Source organism: Emticicia soli (assembly GCF_037860775.1).
GTDB classification, from domain to species: domain Bacteria; phylum Bacteroidota; class Bacteroidia; order Cytophagales; family Spirosomataceae; genus Emticicia; species Emticicia soli.
Genome location: NZ_JBBEWC010000010.1, coordinates 182154 through 207001 on the forward strand (window position 1 = coordinate 182154; position 24848 = coordinate 207001).

18 protein-coding genes are annotated in these 24848 nt (G+C 38.5%); 11 read left to right on the forward strand and 7 right to left on the reverse strand.

Annotation, left to right across the window (positions count from 1 at the left end):
• Positions 1-69 precede the first annotated feature (69 nt).
• The 5 genes from WAE64_RS17350 to WAE64_RS17370 form a co-directional block, all read right to left on the reverse strand.
• On the reverse strand, positions 70-1230 hold the full coding sequence (locus WAE64_RS17350; protein ID WP_340238747.1) for an alpha/beta hydrolase: 1161 nt from the start codon (positions 1228-1230) through the stop codon (positions 70-72).
• A gap of 11 nt (positions 1231-1241) precedes the next feature.
• Positions 1242-1589, reverse strand: coding sequence for a cupin domain-containing protein (locus tag WAE64_RS17355; protein WP_340238749.1), 348 nt, complete (start codon positions 1587-1589; stop codon positions 1242-1244).
• 288 nt (positions 1590-1877) lie between these two features.
• The gene (locus WAE64_RS17360) at positions 1878-2354 is read right to left on the reverse strand and encodes a hypothetical protein (RefSeq protein ID WP_340238751.1); all 477 of its coding nucleotides are present in this window, start codon (positions 2352-2354) and stop codon (positions 1878-1880) included.
• Between the two features lie 58 nt (positions 2355-2412).
• Positions 2413-3801, reverse strand: a complete 1389-nt coding sequence (locus tag WAE64_RS17365) for a SusD/RagB family nutrient-binding outer membrane lipoprotein (RefSeq protein WP_340238753.1) — start codon at positions 3799-3801, stop codon at positions 2413-2415.
• 84 nt (positions 3802-3885) lie between these two features.
• Positions 3886-6987, reverse strand: coding sequence for a SusC/RagA family TonB-linked outer membrane protein (locus WAE64_RS17370; RefSeq protein WP_340238755.1), 3102 nt, complete (start codon positions 6985-6987; stop codon positions 3886-3888).
• A 662-nt stretch (positions 6988-7649) separates the two neighbouring features.
• On the opposite strand from WAE64_RS17370, the gene WAE64_RS17375 reads away from it, so the two are divergent.
• The 11 genes from WAE64_RS17375 to WAE64_RS17425 all read left to right on the forward strand — a co-directional run bounded on the left by WAE64_RS17375 (position 7650) and on the right by WAE64_RS17425 (position 22717).
• Positions 7650-10496 carry a PAS domain-containing hybrid sensor histidine kinase/response regulator gene (locus WAE64_RS17375; RefSeq protein WP_340238757.1) on the forward strand — a complete coding sequence of 949 codons (2847 nt, stop codon included), beginning with the start codon at positions 7650-7652 and terminating at the stop codon, positions 10494-10496.
• Positions 10493-11182, forward strand: a complete 690-nt coding sequence (locus WAE64_RS17380; RefSeq protein ID WP_340238759.1) for a LytR/AlgR family response regulator transcription factor — start codon at positions 10493-10495, stop codon at positions 11180-11182. Before WAE64_RS17375 ends, WAE64_RS17380 begins: the two co-directional genes overlap by 4 nt.
• A 117-nt stretch (positions 11183-11299) precedes the next feature.
• Positions 11300-11668 (forward strand): Hpt domain-containing protein, encoded by a 369-nt coding sequence (locus tag WAE64_RS17385; protein ID WP_340238760.1) that lies wholly within the window; start codon positions 11300-11302, stop codon positions 11666-11668.
• 93 nt (positions 11669-11761) lie between these two features.
• Entirely contained in the window at positions 11762-12970 is a 1209-nt protein-coding gene (locus WAE64_RS17390) for a glycosyltransferase family 2 protein (protein ID WP_340238762.1), read from the forward strand.
• 383 nt (positions 12971-13353) lie between these two features.
• On the forward strand, positions 13354-14193 hold the full coding sequence (locus WAE64_RS17395; RefSeq protein WP_340238764.1) for a TolC family protein: 840 nt from the start codon (positions 13354-13356) through the stop codon (positions 14191-14193).
• The gene (locus WAE64_RS17400) at positions 14190-16394 is read left to right on the forward strand and encodes a GumC family protein (protein ID WP_340238766.1); all 2205 of its coding nucleotides are present in this window, start codon (positions 14190-14192) and stop codon (positions 16392-16394) included. Before WAE64_RS17395 ends, WAE64_RS17400 begins: the two co-directional genes overlap by 4 nt.
• Before the next feature lie 13 nt (positions 16395-16407).
• Positions 16408-17877: an O-antigen ligase family protein gene (locus tag WAE64_RS17405; protein ID WP_340238768.1), complete on the forward strand. Its 1470-nt coding sequence runs from the start codon at positions 16408-16410 to the stop codon at positions 17875-17877.
• 88 nt (positions 17878-17965) lie between these two features.
• The gene (locus tag WAE64_RS17410; RefSeq protein WP_340238770.1) at positions 17966-19141 is read left to right on the forward strand and encodes a glycosyltransferase family 2 protein; all 1176 of its coding nucleotides are present in this window, start codon (positions 17966-17968) and stop codon (positions 19139-19141) included.
• 106 nt (positions 19142-19247) lie between these two features.
• On the forward strand, positions 19248-20456 hold the full coding sequence (locus tag WAE64_RS17415; RefSeq protein WP_340238772.1) for a glycosyltransferase: 1209 nt from the start codon (positions 19248-19250) through the stop codon (positions 20454-20456).
• A gap of 41 nt (positions 20457-20497) precedes the next feature.
• Entirely contained in the window at positions 20498-21850 is a 1353-nt protein-coding gene (locus tag WAE64_RS17420; RefSeq protein WP_340238774.1) for an oligosaccharide flippase family protein, read from the forward strand.
• A 9-nt stretch (positions 21851-21859) separates the two neighbouring features.
• A complete protein-coding gene (locus tag WAE64_RS17425) occupies positions 21860-22717 on the forward strand; it encodes a beta-1,6-N-acetylglucosaminyltransferase (protein ID WP_340238776.1) in 858 nt (285 codons plus the stop codon).
• Here the strand turns inward: WAE64_RS17425 and WAE64_RS17430 are convergent, their stop codons facing one another.
• A complete protein-coding gene (locus tag WAE64_RS17430) occupies positions 22718-23851 on the reverse strand; it encodes a glycosyltransferase family 4 protein (RefSeq protein WP_340238778.1) in 1134 nt (377 codons plus the stop codon).
• A 71-nt stretch (positions 23852-23922) separates the two neighbouring features.
• Complete coding sequence (locus WAE64_RS17435) at positions 23923-24840, reverse strand: glycosyltransferase family 2 protein (protein ID WP_340238780.1); 918 nt, start codon at positions 24838-24840, stop codon at positions 23923-23925.
• Positions 24841-24848: the final 8 nt, after the last annotated feature.

Below are 24848 nucleotides of genomic sequence, written 5' to 3' on the forward strand. Positions count from 1 at the left end.
GCAAAATACGCCTTGTCTAGCTAAAAAACCTATCCTTTTCGGTCAGAAAAACAAAATTTAAACCTACTCTTAGTTTAATAGTTTCATAACAGCTTCGTTGCCCATTAGCGCATTGGCGGGTAGTGGGTGTTTATCGTCAAATACCTGTAAGTCGCTTGGGCTTAATACTGTGTTGGCGCTTTCGTCTACTTTGCCATTTACCATTACTTTATTAATATCAAGTTTCAGGTGTTTTGCCAGAAAATCATAAGCTGCCAGACGTTTCGAAATCCCATAATCGTGTTTTTCGTTCGGCAAGTGTACGTTTTCAAGCTGCTTTTCGGCACCATAAAAACCGTATATTCTGTTAATGAAAGGATACTCTTGTTTAGGTGTGTTATTTGTCCAGTCTCCACCATCTGAAATCAATATCATAGGGCGAGGCGCAGCAAGTGCAGCTATTTCAACATTGGTTGTCTGGTGTGTAGGGCGTTTGTGAACTGGCATGCCGCTTTCGCAAACACAACCGCCAAAGAAATAACCCGATACCATTACAACTGGTACAGAAACTTTAATTCGTTGGTCAATAGCTGTGAGTAAAAAAGTTTGTGTACCACCGCCAGATTCTCCGGTCATACCGATACGGTCTTTGTCTATATTTGGTAAATCAAGCAGAAAATCTAATGCGGCTATGCTGTTGGCTAATTGTAGTTTTACGGCCTTTGGAATTTTATGATCGCATTGTTTTGAGTCTCCCATGCCTATCATATCGTAGGCAAATACTACGGCACCCATACGTGCCAATGTAGCGCAACGTTGTTGGGTATATTCTTTCAGGCGTGGGTCTTGGCCGTGGCCATGCGGACAAAGAATACCCGCCATTTTTTTACTTTGAACCAGCGGACGGTATAAATTACCTGTAACATAAATGCCTTCTAAGCTCTGAAACGATACATTTTCTACACTATAACCATTAAATTCTTTTTTGCTGTGGATAGTGATATTTGAAGGTTTTTTCAATTTAAGTTTGTTCAGTTCTGAACCTTCAAGAATACCCTGTCTGACAAGAGTGGCGTGTTTTTCCCAGCTCTTTTTATCGGTATATTTTTTAGCTAAATCTTCGTGTACTTTTACGGCTTGTTCTTCGGTATAAAAACGCCCCTGGCATAGGTCGGGTTTTTCGGGATTATACTGAGCCACTGCCCATGCCCCAACTAATGAAAAACAGAGGGTAAAAAATGATGATTTCATAGAGGTAATTTTTAAGTATGAATAAAATCTTCACGCATCGGATTAAAGACATCAACCAGAACTCCATCTTCTATGCAAACTGCGCCGTGCAGTATATCAGACGGCACAAAATAAACATCACCTTCTTTTAGTAACTTGGTTTCGCCATCAATGGTAATTTCAAAAACACCATTGGCAATGTAGCTGATTTGTAGATGTGGGTGCTTGTGGACGGCTCCGATACCTCCTTTTTCGAAGGCTACTTTTACGAGCATCAGGTCTTTAGAATAAGACATGATTTTACGTTTTACTTTATCGCCCACTATTTCCCAAGGTAGTTCTTTGTCTTCTACCAATGTTTTTTCAAAGACGTTTTGCACTAGAGAGTTCAAAATTAATACTTAATAGATGGTTATTGAATAGATTATACTTTTACTGAAAGGTAAAAGTACCTATTATTTTTAAAGAAAATATTTAGGTGCAATTGATATTTTTATGCAAACGTTATCGGGAACGTTCCCAAAATTGCACTTAGTATTAAACGAATTGTAAATATCTAAGAAATTGACTGAAAAATATAGGCTTATGGCACCTCTTGTTAGGTTTTAACAAAAAGCCCTGATAGCTTTTCAACCATCAGGGCTTTTGTTATGGCAAGTCTGTATTACTTAGTTTGTAGTTAGCGTTGCCGATTTCTGAGCCGATAAAAGGCCGTTTTCGGTTAGAATCTCGGCAAAGAAAACACGTGAGGTTTTTGCGGTTTCCTGCGCAGTAATCGGTACAGCCAATACATAATTGCGGAGTGTTGCATCATATTTTTGTGTACCTACCGGAATGGTAGCCAACAAAGTTTTTGTACCTGTAGCTGTCGGAGCCCAGTAAACTCTGAACTCTTTCACGGGTACTTCTGATGTGTACTCAATATTAAAATTAGTATTAGTACCCGGCGCTGCCGTAAGCCCCGTAATTACCGAGGTATTAGCCGTTGTAGTACGGGTAGTGCCTATCCATACAACCGATATTTGAGCTACCTTTCCTTTACTTGTTGTTATTTCACTCAGTAAATCAGGTTCTTCGTAGCAGCCTGTCATAAACACAGCAGACGAAGCCAATAAAGTGAATAATAATACTTTTATGTTTTTCATATTCTTGAAATTTTGAATCAATTAAAAATCTGTAAGCCTACTAGCTATAACCTTGCTATTATTTAGTAAATACCCACATTTTTACACTCGGTTGTTTCAGGTTCGCTTCGGCATTGGCTGCATTTCTTGTAAGCTCTGACGAAGGGTATTTCATTCGTTGAATACGCTGGCCATTCAAATCAGGATTAGCGTTTAGCGGCATCGGGAAATCAAGATAATTGTATTTTCTTACATCAGTCCAGATGTCACCAATCAAGAACATCGCCTTGTATTTTTCATGCATAATATGCAATAAAGTAAGGTTTGTTGCGCCTACACTTACTGCGGCATCGTTCAGATAAGTATTTGCAGCTTCGGTAGCTACGCCCAATTTTTGCATATTGGCTCTTGCAATGTCAAGATAAGCATTATATGCATCGGTAGTTGTACCTGTTGAGGTAAGGCTACCACCGTTTGCCAGGAATCTCGCCTCTGCTTCAATAGCTTTTACTTCGGCGTAGGTCATCATTACAATCGGTGAATTGATGTTTGAGTGCCATGCTCTGATAGTGAAGTCTACTGTTGAGCCTGCTCCAGAACCCGGAACAACACCTGCATAAGTTGTTTGTCCGTTTTTAAGGCTCACTACAATTGGTAGGCGAGGGTCAACAATGCCTTGTACTTTGCCGTTCATTAAATCAACAAAAGTACTACCGTAAGTTATTGACAAGTTACCAGTGCTGTTTGCCAAAGCCACACGGCTATACCAAGGGCTCAGGTTTTTTGAGTTATATTGTAACTGAAAATCGTCGGCGTTGCTTGTCATGGCATTTGGTAAAGCTGCTAAAGCTGCTTGCGCAGCAGTTTGAGGATTCAAGCCTGACTGATGCATGGCATAACGAGCTTTGAGCGAGTAAGCCAAGCGTGACCATTTACCTAAATCTCCGCCATAAACCATATCGTCAGCGCCAGGTTTTGTACCTGCATTTTTAGCTAGTTCGGCAATACCTTCATCTAGCAGTTTCTGGATAGAAGTATAGATAGTTTGCTGCGTGTCATAACCCGGGGTAAAGTTTTTCTGATCAGCTTGTGAGAATGGTACATTCTCCCAGTTCGCAGTAGCTAAACCAAGGTTATAGGCCAATAGCGTTTTGGCGATACCTACATAGGCAGGGCTGTTTTCGGTTTGTCCTTTCTGTACAAGTAGGTTCAATTGTGGAATCACATATAGGTACAGATTCGACCAGCCTGTGGCGTTTTCAGCCTCATAATAGGCATCTGTACCATTGGTACCTAAGTTGCTACCCAATTGCTGCGCATATTGCCCGGCCACGTATGCTTGCTGGTAGCTTGCTTCGCTGGTATAAAATTGAGCTGTTGGTAAAAGCTCTTGAAGGGTGGCATCTGATTTCAGCGTAGGGTCTACGTTGACATCGAGGAAACTCTGACAACCGGATAGGATAGTCATGAATCCTGCCACTAAAAAGGTATATATATAATGTACTTTTTTCATTGCAATAATTGGAATAATGTTTACAAAAGTTGGATTCAATTAGAAATTAGCCGATACTCCAAACATAAAACTTTTGGTAGCAGGGTTGTTTCTGCCTACAAAACCAATGATGTTGGTTCCTGCACCAAACGATAGCGCCTCTGGGTCATAGCCACGGAATGGCGTATTCAAGAACAAGTTAGTACCTGTAAAGCTGAATCTAACCCCGTTTTTAAACACCGTTTTACCAATCAGGCTTTGTGGAAGTGCATAATTTACACTAACAGTGCGCAGACGAATCCACGATGCATCCTGAATATTTAGTTTTGACCAACTATTGAAACGTGTAGAAGTAGATGGATTGTATAGCGCATCGTCTAAATAAACTTCTCTTGTATTAGGTGCATAAGTTGATGTACCATCTGCACCTTTTGTTTCTACAACACCGTTGAAAACTACTTTTTCGTAGCGACGTTCGGTTAGTTTAATAGAGCCACTACGAAGCGCATTTCTCTCGCCTAAGTCAATAACATCACCACCGTGGCGCCACTCCAAAAGAGCCGATACGCTTAATCCTTTATAACTGAAAGTATTAGTTAAACCACCAATCCAGTCAGGCATGGCATTTCCGTATTGAGTAAGCGTTGTACTTGTTATCGGGAATCCGGTATTGGCATCAATAAGAGGTTGGCCGTCTGGCGCTCTTCTGTAATCATAACCCCACAAATCACCAATTTTACTTCCTTCACGTATTCTTAAACTACCTACTACGTTATCGTAGTAAGAAATTTCTTGTAGCTCGGCCGGCATTTCTATTACTTTACCCGACATTGTTGACCAGTTTAAAGATGCATCCCAAGAGAAAGCCTTGTTCTGGATAATTTTGGCAGTAGCTAATAACTCTACGCCTTTGTTACGAATCAAACCGATATTGGTATAATAGAAAGAATATCCTGAAACATTAGAAACCGGAGCACGTACAATCTGGTCTCGGCTATCCATTGTAAAATAGGTTGCATCTAGCATAAAGCGGTTTTTGAAGAAACGTAATTCTGTACCCACTTCAATTGATGTTGTGCGCTCTGGTTTCAGGTTAGGGTCAGCAGTAGTTGCACGGCGGAAATACCCCGGTACGGTGTTGCCAAACGGGAAATTATCAGTGATTTCGAAATAATTACCCGATACATAAGGGTCGGTACCTTTACCAACCTGCGCCCACGAAGCACGCAATTTACCGTATGATAAGGTGTTGTTTTTTGCAAGATGCTCAGTAAAGATATAACCTGCACTAAACGATGGGTAGAAGAATGAGTTATTGGCTTGTGGCAAAGTAGAAACTATATCGTTACGCCCTGTTGCATTCAGATACAAAATATCTTTATAGCTTAGTTTTGCATCAGCAAAGAAACTGGCTATGCGGTATTGCGCAGGTGAGTAGAAACGTTTTTGTTGGTTTCGGTAGCTGCTAAGGTCGTTGGTAAAAGGTGCTTTAAAGCCTTCACCACGGATGTAATAACTGTCAGGACGCTCGCTGTTTACTAATGAATTGCCCACCATTAATGCACCACTCCAGTTATTTCCAAAATCTTTTTTAGCAGTTACATATAGGTTTGAGTTAAGCTCTCGGTAGTTAAGAAATTCGTTTACAAGGAAGCCTTTTACCTGAATACCCACATCAAAGGTACTATCTACCTGGCGTGTACGGGTTTCGTTATAAGTATCATAAGTTAATTGATATTTAGCTGACAACCAGTTGGTGATGTTGTAATTTAAAGTAACATCGGCTATATAACGGTTGATTTTATCGATACGAGGGCTTTTTTCAACCAGATAACGTGGGTTATCGGTAAAACCCGGAAGGATGTTTTTCTGTGTTCCATCAGGGTTCAGATAATCGTTCACATCATAGGTATTTGGCCAGTAGCTCAGAGCACTAAAGATAGATTTATCTCCGGCCGGTGGGCGTTTACCACCAGAGTTTATGTAGTTAAACGAAGCCGAAACCGAAAAATCTTTAGTGATATTGTACATACCGGCTATTCTTGCCGAAGTACGCCCGAAATCGGTATTTGGTACAATACCCGCCTGATAACTGCGGCCTAACGATACATAAATGTTGCCTTTGTCGCCGCCTTTAGTAATCGTAATATTATTGTTGTTGGTTAAACCTGTGCGATAAAACCCACGAAAGTTATCATAAATCTGGTCAGTAGTATTCTGTGGGTCTAGCACCGGGCCAAAAGACTGGTAAGGAGTTCTACCTGGGCCAAGCGGAATAAATTCGCCTAATCTACCTTGTAAGAATGTAGTTTGAATAGCAGGAGATTTGCCTAGAACATCGGCACTGACTGAAGACGAAACAGAGATAGCCATTTTACCTGCTTTACCTCTCTTTGTAGTAATAATAATAGCACCGTTTGATGCACGTAAACCATATAGTGCCGTAGCAGATGGGCCTTTCAAGACCGAAATACTCTCGATATCGTCAGGATTAATATCGGCCGCACGGTTGGTGTTGGCAAATTGCTCACCTGCACCCGGCGAGTTACTACCTGCACTTGGTAATGGATTACCCACACTTGTTGAGTTTGAGATAATAATTCCGTCAACTACAAATAAAGGTTGGTTGTCGGCATTACCACTCAAAGAAGTAACTCCTCTTAAAATAATGTTAATACCAGCGCCTGGTGCGCCACCCGAGCCTGTAATTACGGCTCCGGCAATTTTACCTTGTAGTGCCCCAACCAAGTTCTGATTGCCCGAGTTCTTAATCTCTTCTGACTTGAGAGATTGTATTGAGTACCCGATGGCTCGTTTTTCTTGGGTTTGCCCCAAAGCCGTAACTACTACTTCGCCTAGGGTTGAAGAAGTAGAGGTCATTACCACGTTGATAGTGCTTTGGTCTTGTACCAGAATGGTTTGGGTATCCATACCCACAAAACTGAAAATCAATTCAGTTCCTCGTGCTGCTGAGATGCTGTATTCACCATTTGCATCTGTGACAGTGCCGACATTTTTTCCTTTGGCCGTAACGTTAACGCCCGGAATTGCCATGCCATCATCTGAAGAAGTAACTTTCCCTCGAACCGTATTTTGTGCAGACACGTGTAAAGAAAGCAAAAGGCAGAATAAAAAACTCAGTTTAAGTAGCTTTTTTTTCATAATAATATAAATATATTTGGTTATAGTATTGTAAATGTAAGGATTATATCTAAAATACCTACAAAAAACAGTACACAAATAGTATGCGCAAATACCTTTTTTGAGCCTTGGATTTACTACCAAACAGGGTATTTTGTGGACTAAATTTGATAAAGAAGAGACGAAGTGTGTGCTGAAAAAATATTCCTGAATTTTAATATTGGTACTTTCTAAAACTATATAATTTGTTGACTGGCTCAAAAATTGCCCAATTTTCAGGCTTATTCTTTTTAGTTGATTCATTAAAAAGATATTAAAAAAACAGGTTTTAGGTGCCCCTCGAAATAAATATATTTTTTTATTTAAAAATAGGCATATTTATTGCGGTCTTAAAAACAAGGATATTTAATAAAGCTTCTGACTTGGCATAGTAAATATTACTTTGCAGATTTGGTATCATTTTGCTGTAGTTAAAGAAGGCATCAGACCTATACAATTTTAATAAAATCTCTGGCAAGATAGCTTTAGAATAATAGGCAATATTTTCAAGAATACTAACAACAACATAAGTTTTTGGCAAGTATATTTCTAAAGTAATCTTATCTTTCTCGATAGTTTACTTTTATAGTGAGAATAGGTATATTATGATTAGCTTACATTAGCTTGAGATTCTGGAATAATATATGGAAGAGATAGAACTTCTAAAAAAACAAATTGAACAAGAACAAGAAGTTCGTAGAAAAACCCAGGTTCTTCTACAAGAAAAGACTATGCATTTGGCTCTGGTAGAGGAGCAGTTACGTAACTTGAATGCCAGCCTTGAGCGACAGATTGAAGAAGGAAATGCTGCACTGAAGCAAAGTGAGAATCGCTATCAACAATTAGTTGAATCTTTAAAAGATATTGTCTATAAAATCTCGCCAGAAGGCTTTTTTACGTTTGTGAATCCTGTAGTTGAACAGGTTTTAGGGTATAAAGAAAATGAAATTATAGGAAAGCATTTTACAGAATTAGTTTTGCCTGAATACCGAGAAGCACTTACTGGGTTCTATTGGAATATGATGAAGGAAAAACAGGGGAGTACTTACACTGAATTTCCTGCGATGGCTAAAGATAGCCGTGTGGTATGGATTGGACAAAGTGTTCATTTACTAAAAAAAGATAATAGAACTGTTGAGTTATCGGCAGTTGCTAGAGACATAACCGACAAAAAAAATACAGAAGACATACTTCGTACAACCGAGGGCAGATTAACTGCACTCATTACCAATCTGCAAAAAGCTGTATTGGTTGAAGATGAAAACAGAAAAGTGATTTTGGTTAATCAGTTGTTCTGTGATTTTTTTGGTATATCTGCTACGCCAGATACTTTGATTGGTACCAACTCTTTCGAATCATTAGAACAAATAAAGTTTTCTTTTGAAGACCCCGAAAGTTTTATGAGTAGAATGACTGAGCTGATAAACAATCAGAAGATAGTTGTAGAAGAAAAAATAACTGCTGTTGACGGAAGAATATTAGAGCGTGACTATATCCCAATTTTTCAGGAAGGTGTTTATCGAGGAAACCTTTGGGAGTATGCCGATATTACTCAACGACACTTATCAGCCGAGAATATTCGTAAGAGTGAAGAAAAATATCGTAAAATTATGGATAACATGGAGTTAGGACTGCTGGAAGTAGATAACGACCAAAGGATTGTTCGTGCTTATGACCGTTTTTGTAAAATGATTGGCTATTCAGAAGAAGAACTGGTGGGCAAAATTGCCCCGGAATTATTCATATCGAAAGATTATGAGAGCATCTTAAATGCTGAACAAGAAAAAAGAACTCAAGGTAGGGGTAGTTCTTATGAGATGAAGCTCATAAGAAAAGATGGAAGCCCGTTGTGGGCTATTATCAGCGGAACACCTATCATTGATGAAGACGGCAAGACGGTTGGTTCAATAGGGCTTCATTATGATATTACAGAGCGCAAGCAATTAGAGCAGGAGTTGAAACAGGCCAAGCAAATTGCCGAAGACGCCAGCCATGCCGAAAAGCAGTTTTTGGCCAACATGAGCCATGAGATTCGTACGCCTTTGAATGCAATTATCGGCATGACACACTTGTTGTTCGATACACGCCCGAGTCAGCAGCAGAAAGAATACCTTGATATATTAAAAACTACTGCCGATTTTCTGTACGGCTTAATATCTAACCTATTAGATATGGCTAAAATTGAAGATGGAAGGGTAGAGGTAAAGAAAAAATCTTTTGATTTGATAGGAGTACTGCGCACCACTCAGCAGATTTTTAAAATCAAATTAGATAACCGCCCTATAAAACTGAATCTGATGATTGACGGGCAAATTGAAGGGAATTATATTGGCGATGATTTATTACTAAATCAGATTTTGTTGAATATAGTTGGTAATGCTGAAAAGTTTACTGAAGAGGGCACAATCGAGATTGCGGTTAAAGTTAAGAAAGAAGAAGGAGAGAATATCTGGCTTGAGTTTAAGGTTTCAGATACCGGAATCGGGATACCAACCGAGAAATTAGACTTGATTTTTCAGAAATTTGAACAAGTTACACTAGATGGTAATAAACACAGAGGTACGGGATTAGGGCTTGCAATTACCAAACAGCTAGTGGAATTGCAAGGCGGAAGCATATCGGTAAAAAGTATTGAAGGCCAAGGTTCAACTTTTAGTTTTATATTGCCATTTCAGAAAACACCTGAGGGTATTAATACCATAAAAAAAGATATAACCGCTGAAGGCTTAAAAGTAACCCGGATATTGGTGGCAGAAGATAATGCCATGAATCAGAAATATATCAGTAATCTGCTTAATAAGTGGAATTTCCCGTTTATTATTGCACCAGATGGCAAAAAGGCCGTAGAACTAGCACAGAAGCAGGTATTTGATATTATATTGATGGATATTCAGATGCCCAATATGGATGGCTATGAGGCTACAATTAATATCAGAAATACAGATAATCCGAATAAGAAAACGCCAATAATTGCGCTTACTGCCTCGGCTTTGGTTGACCAGAAAAACAGGGCAATGGCAGTAGGAATGAATGACTTTATTTCAAAACCGTTTACCCCAAATCATCTTTTGGGTACTATCCAAGAATATCTAAATGCACAAAAAACATCAGATAAAGAAGTGATTACAAACACTAATGGAAAAATAGAATTAAACAGAGCTTTCCTGAACGAACTATATGGTGATGATAAAGAATATGCTGCTGATATGTTTCAGACTTTTCTGTTAGAAGTAATTCCTGATTTTAGTATTTTAAAAGACCTCATAAACAATCAAAACTGGGATACTCTGGCTAAGGTAGTGCATAAGCTCAAACCTACATTAGCTATGGTAGGGCTACCGGCACTAGAGAAAGAAATGCTTGATTTTGAAGAAAAAATTGGGGTTTCGCCTGATAAAGAGGTGCTAGGTCTAATCTGGAATGATATATTTGCAGATATTACCCAATGCATTCCAATTATAGAAAGTGAATTAGCCAAATTACGAACATGAAATTAAAATGCATCATCGTTGAAGATGAGGTAATGGCTCGGAAATCATTACAGCGGCTTTGTGAGCAACACGAATCGCTTGACTTAGTTTCTGTGTTTGAAAATGCTGAAGATGCCTTGGTTTTTTTATCAACAGAAAAAGTCGACATTATCTGGCTTGATGTAGAAATGCCCGGGCTGTCTGGGTTCGATTTGTTAGAAAACCTGACATCGATTCCGCAAGTAATAATGACTACCACAAAAACCGAGTATGCATTTAATGCTTACCAGTATCAGGTTACCGACTATCTGAAAAAGCCTGTCATGATGCCAAGATTCAAAATGGCTGTTGATAAAGTGCTGGAACTAAATGCCCGTAAAACGTCGGTTTCGCCACAACGACAAGAAATCTATGTAAAGTCTGAAGGACGATATATACGCTTACCCTATACAGATATTCTCTATATCGAAAATATCGGCGATTATGTAAAAATATTCACGCATGATAATTCATATATTATCCATACTACAATGAAGTATCTGGAAGAAAAACTGGGAAATCAGTTTTTGCGTGTGCATAGGTCTTTTATTGTTCATCTTGATAAGATTGTTGATATTGAAGAAAATAATCTGGTAATAGCAAAAAAAGTAATCCCTATCAGCCGTGCAAATAAGCCTGAACTGATGAATCGACTCAATATGCTATAAATTTTATTATTTTTATAATACCCTTAAAATCTGCTATAGTACTCAAGAAATATTTTTTGTCGAAAAGAATATAATGGTATTTTTTTTGCTTTATTCTTTCCTAAAAATTGTAATCTTATGTTTGAGTTTAATGCTCATCTTGATGCCGACTACATCAACGAAATTTATGGTGGCGATTTATCTATCGTACAAATCATGTTTGCTTCTTTTTTAGAAGATAGCTTGCCTGTGTGGGACGAAATAAAAGACAAGGTTATCAGTGGTAATTATGCCGAAGTGGGGCGTCTGGCTCACCAGATTAAGCCATCTTTTGCAATGGTAGGTCTTACTTTTCTACACCCAAAAATTCAGGCATTTGAAGCATTCGCAAAGTCGGGTGCTGCGCAAGATGAATTACTAAAGCAGTACCAACAAATGGCAGTAGACATTAACCATGCAAAATTAGTAATAGAAGAAGACCTGAAGCGGATGGAAGCCTATGTGTAAACTGGCAACTTTGTTATTGTTTTGAACATATTCTGACAAATACCGTTTCGATTCGCTTATACGGCTATCTTACTATTTATACAATTATTGCTAATGAAAACTATTATTGAAATTCTCTTCTGGCTTTGTATTGGGTTGGTTTTTTACACTTATATAGGTTATGGTATTTTAGCATGGATTTTTGTTAAAGTCCGCACTATTCTTGGTATTAAATTTCCGGTTCTCAACGACCCGGCTTTTCAGCCTAAAGTTACATTGGTGGTTCCGGCTTACAACGAAATGAGTTGTATTGATGCAAAAGTAAAAAACTCTTTTGCGCTTGATTATCCCGCCGATAAAATGGATGTACTATTTGTAACAGAGGGGTCAAATGATGGTACTACCGAATACATAGAATCTTTGCAGAGCATATATCCGAATCTGAGAATAATAGGAGGCAATGAGCGTAAAGGTAAAATAGAAGCTATGAATATGGCTATCAAAACTATTAATACGCCCATTGTTATTTTCACCGATGCCAATACAACACTCAATAAAAATGTAATAAAAAATATTGTACGCCACTTTAAAGACGAAAAAGTTGGAGCAGTAGCAGGCGAAAAACGTATTCAGACCGATGAAAGTGAGGCTGCCGCCGGAGCAGGAGAGGGGCTATACTGGAAATATGAGTCGTTTCTGAAAAAACTAGATACCAAACTTTATTCGGTAGTAGGGGCAGCCGGCGAACTCTTTGCCGTAAGAACAAATCTTTATGGTCATGTTGAAAAAGATACCTTGCTCGATGATTTTATGGTCTCGCTAAGAGTAGCTGCCAGTGGCTATCGGGTTATCTATGAGCCAGAGGCTTATGCTATCGAACGCCCATCTTTTTCTATTCAGGACGAAATGAAACGTAAGGTGCGCATTGCAGCAGGCGGTTTTCAGTCTATTGCAAGATTAGCATTTTTATGGAACATCTTTAAATACGGTTGGTTATCTTTTCAGTATGTGTCTCATAGAGCTATGCGTTGGGCAGTTGCACCTTTTTGTTTGCCACTTATCTTTCTGCTGAACCTGGCTTTGGTATTGATGGAAGACATGAGCGAGCCTTTCAGTTTTTATAAAATATTGATGCTTGCACAAGTGGCTTTTTATGTATTAGCTATTGTAGGCTATTGGCTAGAAAACCAGAAAATCAGAATAAAATTACTCTTTGTGCCATTTTACTTTTCGTTCATGAACTACTGCGCTATCAGAGGCTATAACCGCTACCGAAACGGTGTTACCTCAGGTATCTGGGAAAAAGCCAAGCGTGCACAATAATATTTTTTTAATAAAACAGTTAATAAACATTATTAACTGTTTTAGAGTATTTTTAAAAATTGTATTTCGACCTACGAAGTAATCTTTTTTTACTACACTGCGTTGCATTTTTTCGATGTAGCTGCCGGCTACATCTGCAAAATACGCCTTGTTTAGTGAAAAAATCTTTACTTCTCGGTCAGAAAAACAAAATTTAAACACACTCTTATTAAAAACGTTTAACAAGCCATATTTTAACTTTTTTCAATAGGTTTTTCAGCAACTTTCTTCTTTTTTTTGTAATAACTCCACCCCACTCAGACTCTGCTATTGAGTACCTAAGAAATTTTTATTATTAAAAACAGATTTTTTGTTAAGTATTTCTTGCAAAAATAAGATTAGGTATGATATTTGAACAGCATGATATTAAGCCTCAGGGCCTGCCTGATAACGATAAACAACAAACCTTTGTTGATAAGAAAATGACGTGCTTAAGAAGATTTTTTACAGTACTTTTTACTGTAGCCATGCTAATAACTATTAAAACAGAAGTACATGCCCAAGTTGCTTCTGCTGATGCTACCCTGGCAAAAGCCTTCGCATCTGACGAACTATTGCCTTTTCTGATAGATGCTGCCTTAAAAAACTCGGGTGAAGTAAAGAAATTCGAAAAGAGTATTCAACTGGCCGAAGCCAACCTGAAAATAAATAAGAATTCGCTTTATAGTGGGCTTGCTTTTCAATCGGCCTATTCGTATGGTACCAATTATGCTGCCGTAGCCGACGCTACCGCCGCAACCAACTTTAATCGACTTACTACTACTCAAACAGGATTTTATAATGTTGGGGTTGGTTTACAGATACCCCTTACCACAGTTATTAATCGCAAACATTTAGTGAAGTCTGCACGGATGCAAATGGAAATGTTTGGGCATGAAAAAGAAACAGCCACACAGGTTGTGAGGCAAGAAGTGATCAGGATGTATCAGGAATTGAAGCTGTCGCAGAAACTATTAGCCATCAGCACAAATAATAGACAATCGTTGCAATTGAACTACGATTTGGCTGAAAAGGAGTTTTTGCAAGGACAGATGACAGTAGAGCAACTTTCGAGGGTTCTTGAAATGAACAATAAGGCAAAAATTGAGTATGAAACAACGCTGAATATGTTTCAGACTAGCCTTATGCAATTAGAAACGTTTACAGGAACAACTTTAGCACTTTTATTAAAGAGAGTAAGATGAGTTTTTTGCATTTCCTTAATTTAGTTTTTAAAAATCTGAAATGGCTGGTATTGGTTCCGATACTACTAGCCGTTACGATTTTTTATTTTACTCGTAAGGAGAAAAAAGTATATGCCTCAGAATCGACAATTTATACAGGTATTGCTTCTGGATATAGCTTAAGTGGAGCCAATAAAGCCGACTTCTACTCTACCAGTAATGCCTTCGATAACCTGTTATCGCTTATACAGTCAAGAGAAACCAAGCAAGAGGTTGCTGTTTCTTTGCTTGCCGAGCATTTGTCGATGGAGAAGCATAATGCTGAAATGATGACCTGGGCATCGTATGAAGAGCTAGGCAAACAAGTGCCCGATAGCATTAGAAAACTACTCGTAAAACCAACATTACCAGAGACACGGGCTGCGATTCTTAAATATATGTTGAGCAGCGATGATAATGTCATTTATGAGTTGCTGAACTCAAAAGAACCTTATTATTCGATAGATGCTTTAAACAAAATTGAATCAACCCGTATCAACACCAGTGATTTGGTAAAACTATCTTATGATACTAACGACCCTTTTATATGCCAACGCACATTAGAATTGCTGATAGATATTTTTATGGAAAAATACCGCTCGTTGAGAGAGGGGCAAACCACTTCGGTAGTTGATTATTTTGAAGCACAAACCCGAAAATCGTTCATAAAGCTTGATTCGGTAGAAAAACTTTTTCTGGATTTTAATAAAAATAATGACATCATTAACTATTATGAGCAAACCAAAGCCGTAGCAGGAGAAAGAGAGAATTTATATACGATGAATCATGAGCTGGAAATGGATGAAATGGCATCAGGAAAAGCGCTTGATAAAGTGAATGAAAGCATAAAAAATCGTGTATATCAATCAATTTATGGAAGTGAGATAATTAATGAAAGACAGAAACTTTCAGATATTTATAATAAGATCGCTAACAGCGAAGTAATAAATAAAGATGGTTCAAATAAAAAAGAACTTGATAGTCTAAGAAGACTGGCGACTATTTACGAGGGCAACATCAAGAAATCGCTGACCGAATTAAATCAAGAGTCGAATACGCCGAATGGGATTCCGACAAAAAATGTATTAGACGAATGGCTGCGAACTACCCTTACTTATGAACAAAGCAAAGCCAAGCTGGCCGTGATGGACAAGCGTAAGAAAGAGTTTACAGAAGAATACCGCAAATTTGCGCCGTTAGGAGCTATTCTTAAAAAAATTGAAAGACAAATAAACGTATCAGAACAAGAGTACTTGCAATTGTTGCATGACCTTAATCAAGCGAAACTTTCACAACAAAATACCGAGCTTACATCTAAACTGAATGTAGTTGACCCACCATTTTTACCTCTTAAACCAAACCCATCAAAACGATTGATTCTGGTGGTAGTAGGTTTTATGGTAGGTTTTGTATTGGTACTGGGCGTGATAATAGGCAGAGCGTTCATCAATAAAACACTGCTTGAGCCTGGTAGAGCCAGAAAAATGATTAACCTGCCTTTGTTGGGTATTTATCCTTTACTTAATGATAATCCTAATTTCTTAAGAAAAGCCGACTTGCGTCTGTTACAGCACGTACTTGCCAAAATTGACGGACATCAGGACACTATCTATCTCGGTTTTATCAGCACACAAAAAGGCGAAGGTAAAAGCACGATTATTGATATTCTGGAACAACAACTGATTGATCTGGGCTACCATGTAGAAAAACAATTATTGCTCTCTAATACTGAATACCGCCAATTGGGTATATCAATGCCTCTTAGTTTGGCGGCTCACCAGTTAGAATTGGCTAATGAGCATGAGGTTATCAAAAGCCATGATAGCCAGTTGATGATGACAGACGAGCATGGACTTGTAAAGAAAAAAGAAAAAGATTTTATATTGGTTGAGTTTCCGGCATTAGAGAAAATGGTGATAAAGCCCGGTCTTTTTCCACCGCTTAATCACTCTTTTCTGGTTTGTAGAGCCAACCGTATATGGGACAATAAAGATAAAGACATGGTTTCTATTTTTATGCAAACAACACATAGCCAACCAATGTTTATTTTGAATGGCGTAGAAACCGATTTTGCCGAAGAACATATTGGAGAAGTACCTAAAAAGCGTAGTGCTTTCAGGGCATTTATTAAGAAAATAGTAAAATTTGAATTTGGTAATAGAAAATCAGCCTATAGGTCTTAGCTGAGCCTTGCGAATGGAGAGTAATATTTTTTATACAAGCAATCGTAACATTATAAAGAATATTTGGCTGATACCAATTGTTCTTTTTACTGTTGCGTGCGGTTGGGTAATAGCTAGAAAAGGTATTGCAATTGGGGCTGTTTTGTTAGTATTACCCTTTGTAATAGGCTTTGTGGCATTGGTTTTTTTCAGGCCACGTGTGGGTATGTATGCCTATCTCATTTATTGTTTTCTGATGCCTACTATCGGGAAACATATTCCGGGCGTGCAGTTTGGTTTGGCAGTAGATGGCTTGCTTTTTTTAACACTATTTGCAGTGTTATTTTTCAGAGGCGATAAGTTTAAGTTCAGGCACATAAACGTTGACCTATTCTGGATGGCAGTAGTGTGGTTTATTATTACCATTTTGCAGTTGGGGAATCCTGAAAGACCTAGCATTTTAGGATGGGTTTACGAGATGCGCTCAGCAACGCTTTACTGGATTCTGACCATACCCCTGGCACTTCTGCTGTTTTACAAAAAATCAGATATTAACCTGTTTCTCACCATTATAATTGTTTTGTCTTTTCTGGGAGCAGTTTATGGTGTGAAACAAAAAAAATATGGGCCTGATGCCGCCGAAAACAGATGGCTTGAAGAAGGGCCTAAGAAGACACACGTTTTATTTGGTAAACTGCGTGTATTTTCTTACTATTCAGATGCCGGGCAATTTGGTGCTTCACAGGCGCAACTTGCCATTATGTGCATTATATTGGCAGTAGGGCCTTATACACAAAAAAGAAAAATAGCCTATCTGGTGGCAGGGCTGATGATTATGTATGGCATGATTATTTCTGGTACAAGAGGTGCTTTATTTGGCCTGGTAGGAGGGGGCTTCACCTTTCTGGTGCTTAGTAAGCAGATAAAAATTCTGCTTTTAGGCATTATAGTAGGTGGCGCTTTTTTAGGAGTGCTCAAATACACAACCATTGGTAACGATAATGCCGAGGTGAGGCGTTTGCGTACTTCTTTAGACCCTAAGGATGCTTCTTTGCAGGTACGCTTTATAAACCAGAAAATATTGGCCGACTATATACGCACCAAGCCTTTCGGAGCAGGTGTAGGTACAATGGGGATGTGGGGCACTACTTATAATAAAGATAAGTATATTTCGCAGATTCCGCCTGATAGCCTTTTTGTGAAAATATGGGGTATGTATGGCATTGTAGGTTTTCTGATATGGTTCGGAATCATGATGTATATTATGGGTAAAAGCGCCGGAATAATCTGGAAAACCCGAGACCCTGTGCTTAAAAACCAGTTGGTATCCTTGTGCTCGGGTGCAGCAGGTATTTTATTGTGTAGTTATGGTAACGAGGTACTCAACGCCATGCCTTCGTCGGCTATTGTTTACATTAGCTGGGCGCTGATATGGCTAAGCCCAAGATGGGATACACCTGAGCCTAAAGTAATTGAGATTAAAGAAGAAGAAAGTATTTACTGAATCCAAGAGACTGATTGAGCTGATTTTATGATTAGCTCAATCAGTTTTTTTAATATTATTTCACCTTTGAGTAAAACCTGATAATACGATGGATGTTTTGTACATTTTATTAAACATTGTTCTCTACGCTGTGCTTATTTACCTGGGTATTCAGGTGTTTTATCTGCTCTTTTACTCCATTGCAGGTAAAATAGCCCGAAAAGAGACCTTTGTTGAAGCCCAGAAGCTCAGAAAAATAAGAATCTTTATTCCGGGTTATAAAGAAGATGCCGTAATTATTTCTACAGCCAAAGACGCTATCGAGCAAGACTATCCTAAAGATAAATACGAAGTAGTAATCATTGCTGACTCTTTCAGTGAGGCTACTTTAGCTACGTTAAATGCTCTTCCTATTAAAGTCATTGAAGTAAGTTTCGAAAAAAGTACCAAAGGCAAAGCTTTAGAAAAAGCCGTTGAGGCAACTAAGCACGAGCCAGTAGATATTGTATTGATTTTAGATGCTGATAACCACATGTCGGCTGGTTTTCTACATGCTGTTAATAATGCTTTTGAAAAAGGCTACGAAGTGGTGCAAGGGCACCGTACAGCCAAAGATTTCAAAACGCCGTTTGCCATGCTTGATGCCTGCACAGAAGAGATAAACAACCACATTTTCCGTAGAGGTCACGTGGCTGTTGGCTTACCATCGGCATTGATTGGTAGCGGTATGGCTTTTCAGTGGGACTTCTTCGTTTCGTTGTTACATAACATAGGAGATACCTCGGGTGAAGATAAAGAAATGGAATACCGCATCATCAGACAAGGTAAAGATATTGCTTTTCTGGATGGCCGATTTGTATATGATGAGAAGGTGGCGAAAACTGATGTTTTTAGCAAACAAAGAAGCCGATGGATGGCTATGCAGCTTGAGTTTTTTGAAAAATATTTTGTTGAAGGCTGGGTACAGTTATTCAGAGGAAACGTAGCTTTTTTTGATAAAGTTTTTCAAACTTACTTATTGCCAAGGGTTATGTTGGTAGCGGTTGTGTGTCTTTGGTTAGTGTTGACAATTGTTTTTTTCAGAGCGTTTTTATACGTAACAATTGGAATGTTTTTTGCTTTGGTTTTAGCATTGTTGTTGGGTATTCCGGGCAAATGGTATAACAAAAAACTGTTTATGGCACTTTTGCAGATACCAAGTGCTTTGTTTTCGATGCTAAAAGCGATGTTGCACATTGGCGAAGCCCGTAAAAAGTTTATTCATACACCTCACGGTGAATCATAACACATCTAAACAATAAAAATTATGCCTTGGGATATTATCGCTGTAACAGGTATAATATGCTTACTCTGGGGTTTTGCTAAAGGTCTGAAAATTAAAAACAAACGCCATGTCAAAAGAAGTTGAAGCATATATTCTGATTGCACAGCAGGAATGGGAACTAAACCTTGGAAGCAATGCCCGTAACTTAGCCGTAGAGTTTAGCAAAACTAAACCTGTAATATATGTTAACCCAGATGTTGGTATTAAAAGTCTGATAGATAGGCTCGGGACTCCATACGGCAGAACCCGACTGAAACTAGCTTTGGGTATAGGCAAAAACACAGTAAAAGTAGCCGACAATTTATGGGTACATACACCCCAAAATATTGGATATTCGATAAACTGGCTTAAAAATTTTAAGCTCTACGATATTCTGAACAAAAGAAATACAAAGGGTTTTTTGAGTAGCTTAAAAAAGGCAGTTAGAAAATTGGGCTGGAAGCCCGAAAATTGTGTGGTTTTTAACGATAGCCAGATGTTTGCCGGCCCTTTTATCAAAGCGTTTTTTAAGCCATTATTGAGTTTTTATTATATAAGAGATAACCTTGTTGAGCAAGCATATTTTAAGTTTCATGGCCCACGTATAGAGCCTATAACAATTGAAGCGGCTGATGCTATTTTTGCTAACTCGGCTTATCTGGCCGAGTATGGGGCAAAATACAATAAGATAAGCCTTGATATAGGGCAGGGGTGTGAAACCGACATCTACGATGCTTTCTCTGAAAAAACAGAACCTGCCGATCTGGCAAAAATCAAACATCCACGTATTGGTTATGTAGGTTTTCTGACGCATGAGCGTCTGGATATTCAGCTTTTAGAGCAAATAGCCGAAGCCAGAAAAGACTGGCAGCTTGTGCTGATAGGCCCCGAAGAACCTGTGTTTGAGAAAAGCCGACTGCACCACCTACCTAATGTACATTTTCTGGGCTCAAAAAAAACAAGCGAATTGCCTGCTTATATGCATTATATTGATGTATGTATGAATCCGCAGGTTGTTAACGGCTTAACGATTGGGAATTATCCTAGAAAAATAGATGAGTATTTGTCGATGGGTAAGCCAACAGTAGCTACCGAGACTATCGCTATGAAAATGTTTTTACCTCATGTAGAATTAGCTGTGGGGCTTGATGGGTATCTGAAGGCCATCGAAAAAGCACTACAACCGCAAGAATACGAGCAAAAAATAGCTGCTATTAATTGTGCCAAAAGTCATACATGGGCGGCTTGCGTAGAGAAAATCTATGCAGTACAAAAACAATTACTGAAAGAAAAATAACAAATCCACCCTAAAGGCGTTCCGTCGTTTTAATTAACCTTATGAAGCTAAAGAATATTATATCAAAATTGCGTAACAGGCATTTTTTATCACTGTTTGGTAATGGGGCAATGGCCGTTTTAGGAATGGTGCTTGCCGGTATATTATTCAGGTCTATGCATTCAGACGACCTCGGCTATTGGTTCTTTTTTCAATCTATATTTGTATTGCTCGATACCTTCAGAAGTGGGTTCCTTCAAGTAGCATTAATTAAATTCTATACTGGTGCCGAAAAGGTAAAGGCAGATGCTGTTTTGGGCTCTGTCTGGTATCTAGGGATTATTATTACGGGTATATTGGTTATACTGAACATACTAGCCGTACCATTATTAAATTTTACTGATAGTACGGGGGTTATTATTACAATACAGTGGTTTGGTATTACATTTTTATGTAGTCTGCCTTCAAATATTGCTTCTTGGGTACTACAAGCCGAGCAGAGATTTGATAAACTCCTGATTCTAAGGGTAATCAATCAGGGTTTATTTATTGTAATGGTTTTACTGATGGTGATTTTTCATAACCTGACATTAGATAAGATTCTCATTATCAATGCAGTGTGTATGCTAGTAGTAAGTATTTTTTGCCTCTTTAAAGGCTGGACACACCTAGATACCTTTAAGAAGCGTACAAAAGAATCTATTAGCGAGTTATTTCATTTTGGGAAATATAGTGTAGGTACAACCATCAGTTCCAATTTGCTTCGTAGTTCCGATACCTTTATTATCATGATAGTATTGGGTACTGCCGGGCCTGCTGCAGTAGCTATGTATAATATTCCGATGCGATTGATGGAGATTATTGAAATACCGCTTCGGAGTTTCCTGGCAACGGGTATGCCTTCAATGTCAGAAGCATTCAATAAAAATAATAAGAAAGAGGTGGTAAATATCATGCAGAAATATGGCGGGCTACTCACAATTGCGCTTATTCCTATCTGTTTGATTGCTATTCTGCTTGCCGACCTGGCTATTGGTATTTTGGGTGGGGGCAAGTATGTGGGCACTGAAGCCGTAACGGTTTACCGTATTTTTATGTCGTTTGCCATGTTTTTCCCTATTGATCGATTCCTGGGGGTTACTTTAGATATTATTCATCAGCCAAGAATCAATTTTTATAAGGTTTTAGTGATGTTAGCTACCAACATTGCTTTCGATTTTCTGGGTCTTTACTTATTCGACGGAATACTTGGGGTGGCTATTGCCACATTCTTTACATTTTTATCAGGTGTTCTTTTTGGTTATTTCTGGTTGAAGAAGTATCTGGATTTTAGGCTATTGAGCTTTTTTACAGTTGGGTTTAATGAAATCAAACAGTTGTACAGCCAGCTCTTATATAAGAACAAGGCTGCTTAAAATCTATATATGAAAATTGCCCATTTAATACTGACTCATGCTAATCCAAGTCAATTAGAAAGATTGATAGAAAGTTTAGCGCATCCTGATGCCGACTTTTATATCCACGTCGATTTAAAGGCTAATATTGAGCCGTTTCTACCTTTAGCAAATAAGCATGTTTTTTTTATACAGAATCGTATAAAAGTGTATTGGGGGGCTTATAGCATTGTTCAGGCTACGGTAAATAGCTTCTACGAGATTCTGGCATCAAATGAAAAATACGATTTTGTGAATTTACTAAGCGGCCAAGATTACCCACTGAAAAGCGTCGAATTTATTCATAATTTTTTTGAGCATCACCAAGGCAAAGCTTTTATGGATGCGCTGCTGATAGAGTCGGAATGGGAAGAAGCGTTGCCAAGATTAAGAAAATATCATTTTATAAATTATCGTTTTAAAGGCCGTTATTTGATTGAGAAGTTCTTGAATCTTTTTGCTTTAAACCGCAAAATGCCAAATAACCTTGTGCCGGTAGGGCGTTCGCAATGGTTTACCGTGAGTATACAACATATAAAATATATTGTTGAATACCTGCAAAAATACCCCAAAGTGAAGAAATTCTTTGAATTGACCTGGGGTGCTGATGAAATAATTTTTCAGACTATTCTCTATAATTCTCCTTATCAGCAAGATATCGTTAATGACGGCCTGCGCTATATCGACTGGTCGGAGGGTAAAGCAAGCCCGAAGGTATTAACTTTTGAAGATTTACCTGCTTTGTTGCAGTCAGAAAAACTATTTGCCCGTAAATTCTCTTTAAAAGATTCGTCTGAACTGTTAGATGCCTTAGATAAAGCCAATATAAAACACAAAGAAATACACTGACTAGCCGTTTAATACTTCATTATAGATGCCGAGCACTTGTTCGGTAGTTTGTTTCCATGAGAAAAGCTTTACTCGTTCAATTCCGTAAGTAATCGCTTTATTTCGTAGATGTGTATCGTTTAGTAGCAATACTATTTTATCAGCAATCTGTTCTATATCGGTTGGGTCTACCAATATAGCACCACTTCCGGCTATTTCGGGCATTGCCGATGTGTTGCTGGTAATTACGGGCGTTCCACACTGCATAGCCTCTAGTATCGGAATACCGAAACTCTCTCGTAACGATGGGTATAAAAACAACTGGGCGAGCTTATATAATTTGGGTAGTTCCTGATTTACAACATAGCCAATAAGCATAATGTGTTTCAGTAAATGCTCATTGTTTTGCTCACGTAGCAAAGGCAAGAGGTCTTCCGGTTTGTAGTCGGTCATTACGAGCGTAAAATCCAGTTGCTTGCGTTGGTAAAGCAAACCCATAGTTCTGATAACATTGGGCAGGTTTTTCTTAGGGTCGGTATTGCCCAGAAACAACACATATCGCTCGGGCAGATTCATTTTTTGCTTGAATGCCAGTAACTCATCTTCGCTATGTTTGGCCTGAAAATGCTCACTACAAGCATTATAAACTGTACGAACTCTATCTTCCGGCAGGTGCAGCTTTTCAATGATTCTTTCCCGCTCATAGTTACTTACCGTTATTATCATAGCTGCTTTATCCGCTATTTTTGGTACATTCCATTTGCGATATGCTGCACCAAGTTTCTGGTATAAACTGCCTGCTTTACTGGTTTGTTTTTCGAGATAGATAATGTCGTGTATCGTAACAACTAGAGGTATATCAATATTGGTAGGAGCGGTGTTGCTTGTGCAATGAAGCAAGTCTATTTTATCTTTTCGGCTTGCGCTGGGCAAAAGATATTGCTCCCATATAGGATATAAAGCAGGGCCTCTTAGTTGTAACTGTATATTTTCTGAAGATCGGAGTGTATCAGTATCATTATAAGGTTGAGCGTAAACAAAGTATTTGTGAGGCGTCTGCATCTGCTGCAATTGGCGCAGTATTTCAAGTATGACAATATCCATGCCATGCTTTTTTTGTCGGAAAATACGTTGAGCTTCTATTCCAATACGCATCAGGTTGCAAATGAATGTGTGTAGAAAGAAAAACAAACTGCGCTTAAAAGTTCCACTAGCGGGTCTTATAGTCAAACTGCACTTATTTTATCATGAATATCATTCTTGCTATTGCTGAAATTCCAGATAAAACCTTGCCAGAATGCTTTAAGGTGGGGCCAATCTCTTTTAAGAAGATAGCTCAACATATTTTTAGGCACAGCTATAAAAAAGTAATATAAAAACATCAGGATTCGTTGGAGTCCAAACGTATTACGGCGTAAATAAAGGAGCCTGTTTCGGCTGTAATAATAAGTTTTCAGGGTTGAGCCTTTGCCCGTGCTCATCGATTCTTTATGCCAGATTCGGCTCTTGGGTTCGTACCAAATGCTATAACCTGCTCTTTTGAATCTTTCGCAATAATCCATTTCTTCGTAATATAAAAAGAAAAGCTCGGCCATCATGCCTACTTTTTCAAAAGCTTCTCGTGAGTACATCATGGCGGCGCCATGCGCTCTTGAGGTTGCTCGGGCTACATCGTATTGCCCTTGGTCTTTTTCGAAATGGCCAATCGAGAAGCCTCTACCCGTTACAGGATTAATCGGTAAAAAGCCTGCAAACTGAATGGTATCGGGTTCGTCGAAATAAAGAATCTTTGGGCAAACAATGCCAATCGTTTTATCGCTTTGCATACGGCTGACCAATGGCTCAAGAAAACCTGGGTCAACTTCTGTATCATTATTCAATAAAAAAAAATAATCACCTGTGGCTATTTCCATGCCACGGTTATTCCCGCCGGCAAAGCCAAGATTTGCTCCGGTTTCCAGGTATTTAATCCAGGGGAAATCGATAGGTAACTGGTGGCCGGGTTCTTTATTACTGTTATCAACCACTACTACTTCAATAGAAGGATAAGTTATTTTTTCCAACGAATGAAGCAATTCGGCTGTTACGGCCGTGCCATTAAAATTAACAGTAATTATTGAAACTTTAGGTAAATTGCTAGGCATAAGACAAT

What these genes read in the sequence shown, in the direction of transcription:
- WAE64_RS17350 (WP_340238747.1), bottom strand. Translation starts at nt 1,230, where the DNA reads ATGAAATCATCATTTTTTACCCTCTGTTTTTCATTAGTTGGGGCATGG.
- WAE64_RS17360 (WP_340238751.1), bottom strand. Translation starts at nt 2,354, where the DNA reads ATGAAAAACATAAAAGTATTATTATTCACTTTATTGGCTTCGTCTGCT.
- WAE64_RS17365 (WP_340238753.1), bottom strand. Translation starts at nt 3,801, where the DNA reads ATGACTATCCTATCCGGTTGTCAGAGTTTCCTCGATGTCAACGTAGAC.
- WAE64_RS17370 (WP_340238755.1), bottom strand. Translation starts at nt 6,987, where the DNA reads ATGAAAAAAAAGCTACTTAAACTGAGTTTTTTATTCTGCCTTTTGCTT.
- WAE64_RS17375 (WP_340238757.1), top strand. Translation starts at nt 7,650, where the DNA reads ATGGAAGAGATAGAACTTCTAAAAAAACAAATTGAACAAGAACAAGAA.
- WAE64_RS17380 (WP_340238759.1), top strand. Translation starts at nt 10,493, where the DNA reads ATGAAATTAAAATGCATCATCGTTGAAGATGAGGTAATGGCTCGGAAA.
- WAE64_RS17385 (WP_340238760.1), top strand. Translation starts at nt 11,300, where the DNA reads ATGTTTGAGTTTAATGCTCATCTTGATGCCGACTACATCAACGAAATT.
- WAE64_RS17390 (WP_340238762.1), top strand. Translation starts at nt 11,762, where the DNA reads ATGAAAACTATTATTGAAATTCTCTTCTGGCTTTGTATTGGGTTGGTT.
- WAE64_RS17395 (WP_340238764.1), top strand. Translation starts at nt 13,354, where the DNA reads ATGATATTTGAACAGCATGATATTAAGCCTCAGGGCCTGCCTGATAAC.
- WAE64_RS17400 (WP_340238766.1), top strand. Translation starts at nt 14,190, where the DNA reads ATGAGTTTTTTGCATTTCCTTAATTTAGTTTTTAAAAATCTGAAATGG.
- WAE64_RS17405 (WP_340238768.1), top strand. Translation starts at nt 16,408, where the DNA reads ATGGAGAGTAATATTTTTTATACAAGCAATCGTAACATTATAAAGAAT.
- WAE64_RS17410 (WP_340238770.1), top strand. Translation starts at nt 17,966, where the DNA reads ATGGATGTTTTGTACATTTTATTAAACATTGTTCTCTACGCTGTGCTT.
- WAE64_RS17415 (WP_340238772.1), top strand. Translation starts at nt 19,248, where the DNA reads ATGTCAAAAGAAGTTGAAGCATATATTCTGATTGCACAGCAGGAATGG.
- WAE64_RS17420 (WP_340238774.1), top strand. Translation starts at nt 20,498, where the DNA reads ATGAAGCTAAAGAATATTATATCAAAATTGCGTAACAGGCATTTTTTA.
- WAE64_RS17425 (WP_340238776.1), top strand. Translation starts at nt 21,860, where the DNA reads ATGAAAATTGCCCATTTAATACTGACTCATGCTAATCCAAGTCAATTA.
- WAE64_RS17430 (WP_340238778.1), bottom strand. Translation starts at nt 23,851, where the DNA reads ATGCGTATTGGAATAGAAGCTCAACGTATTTTCCGACAAAAAAAGCAT.
- WAE64_RS17435 (WP_340238780.1), bottom strand. Translation starts at nt 24,840, where the DNA reads ATGCCTAGCAATTTACCTAAAGTTTCAATAATTACTGTTAATTTTAAT.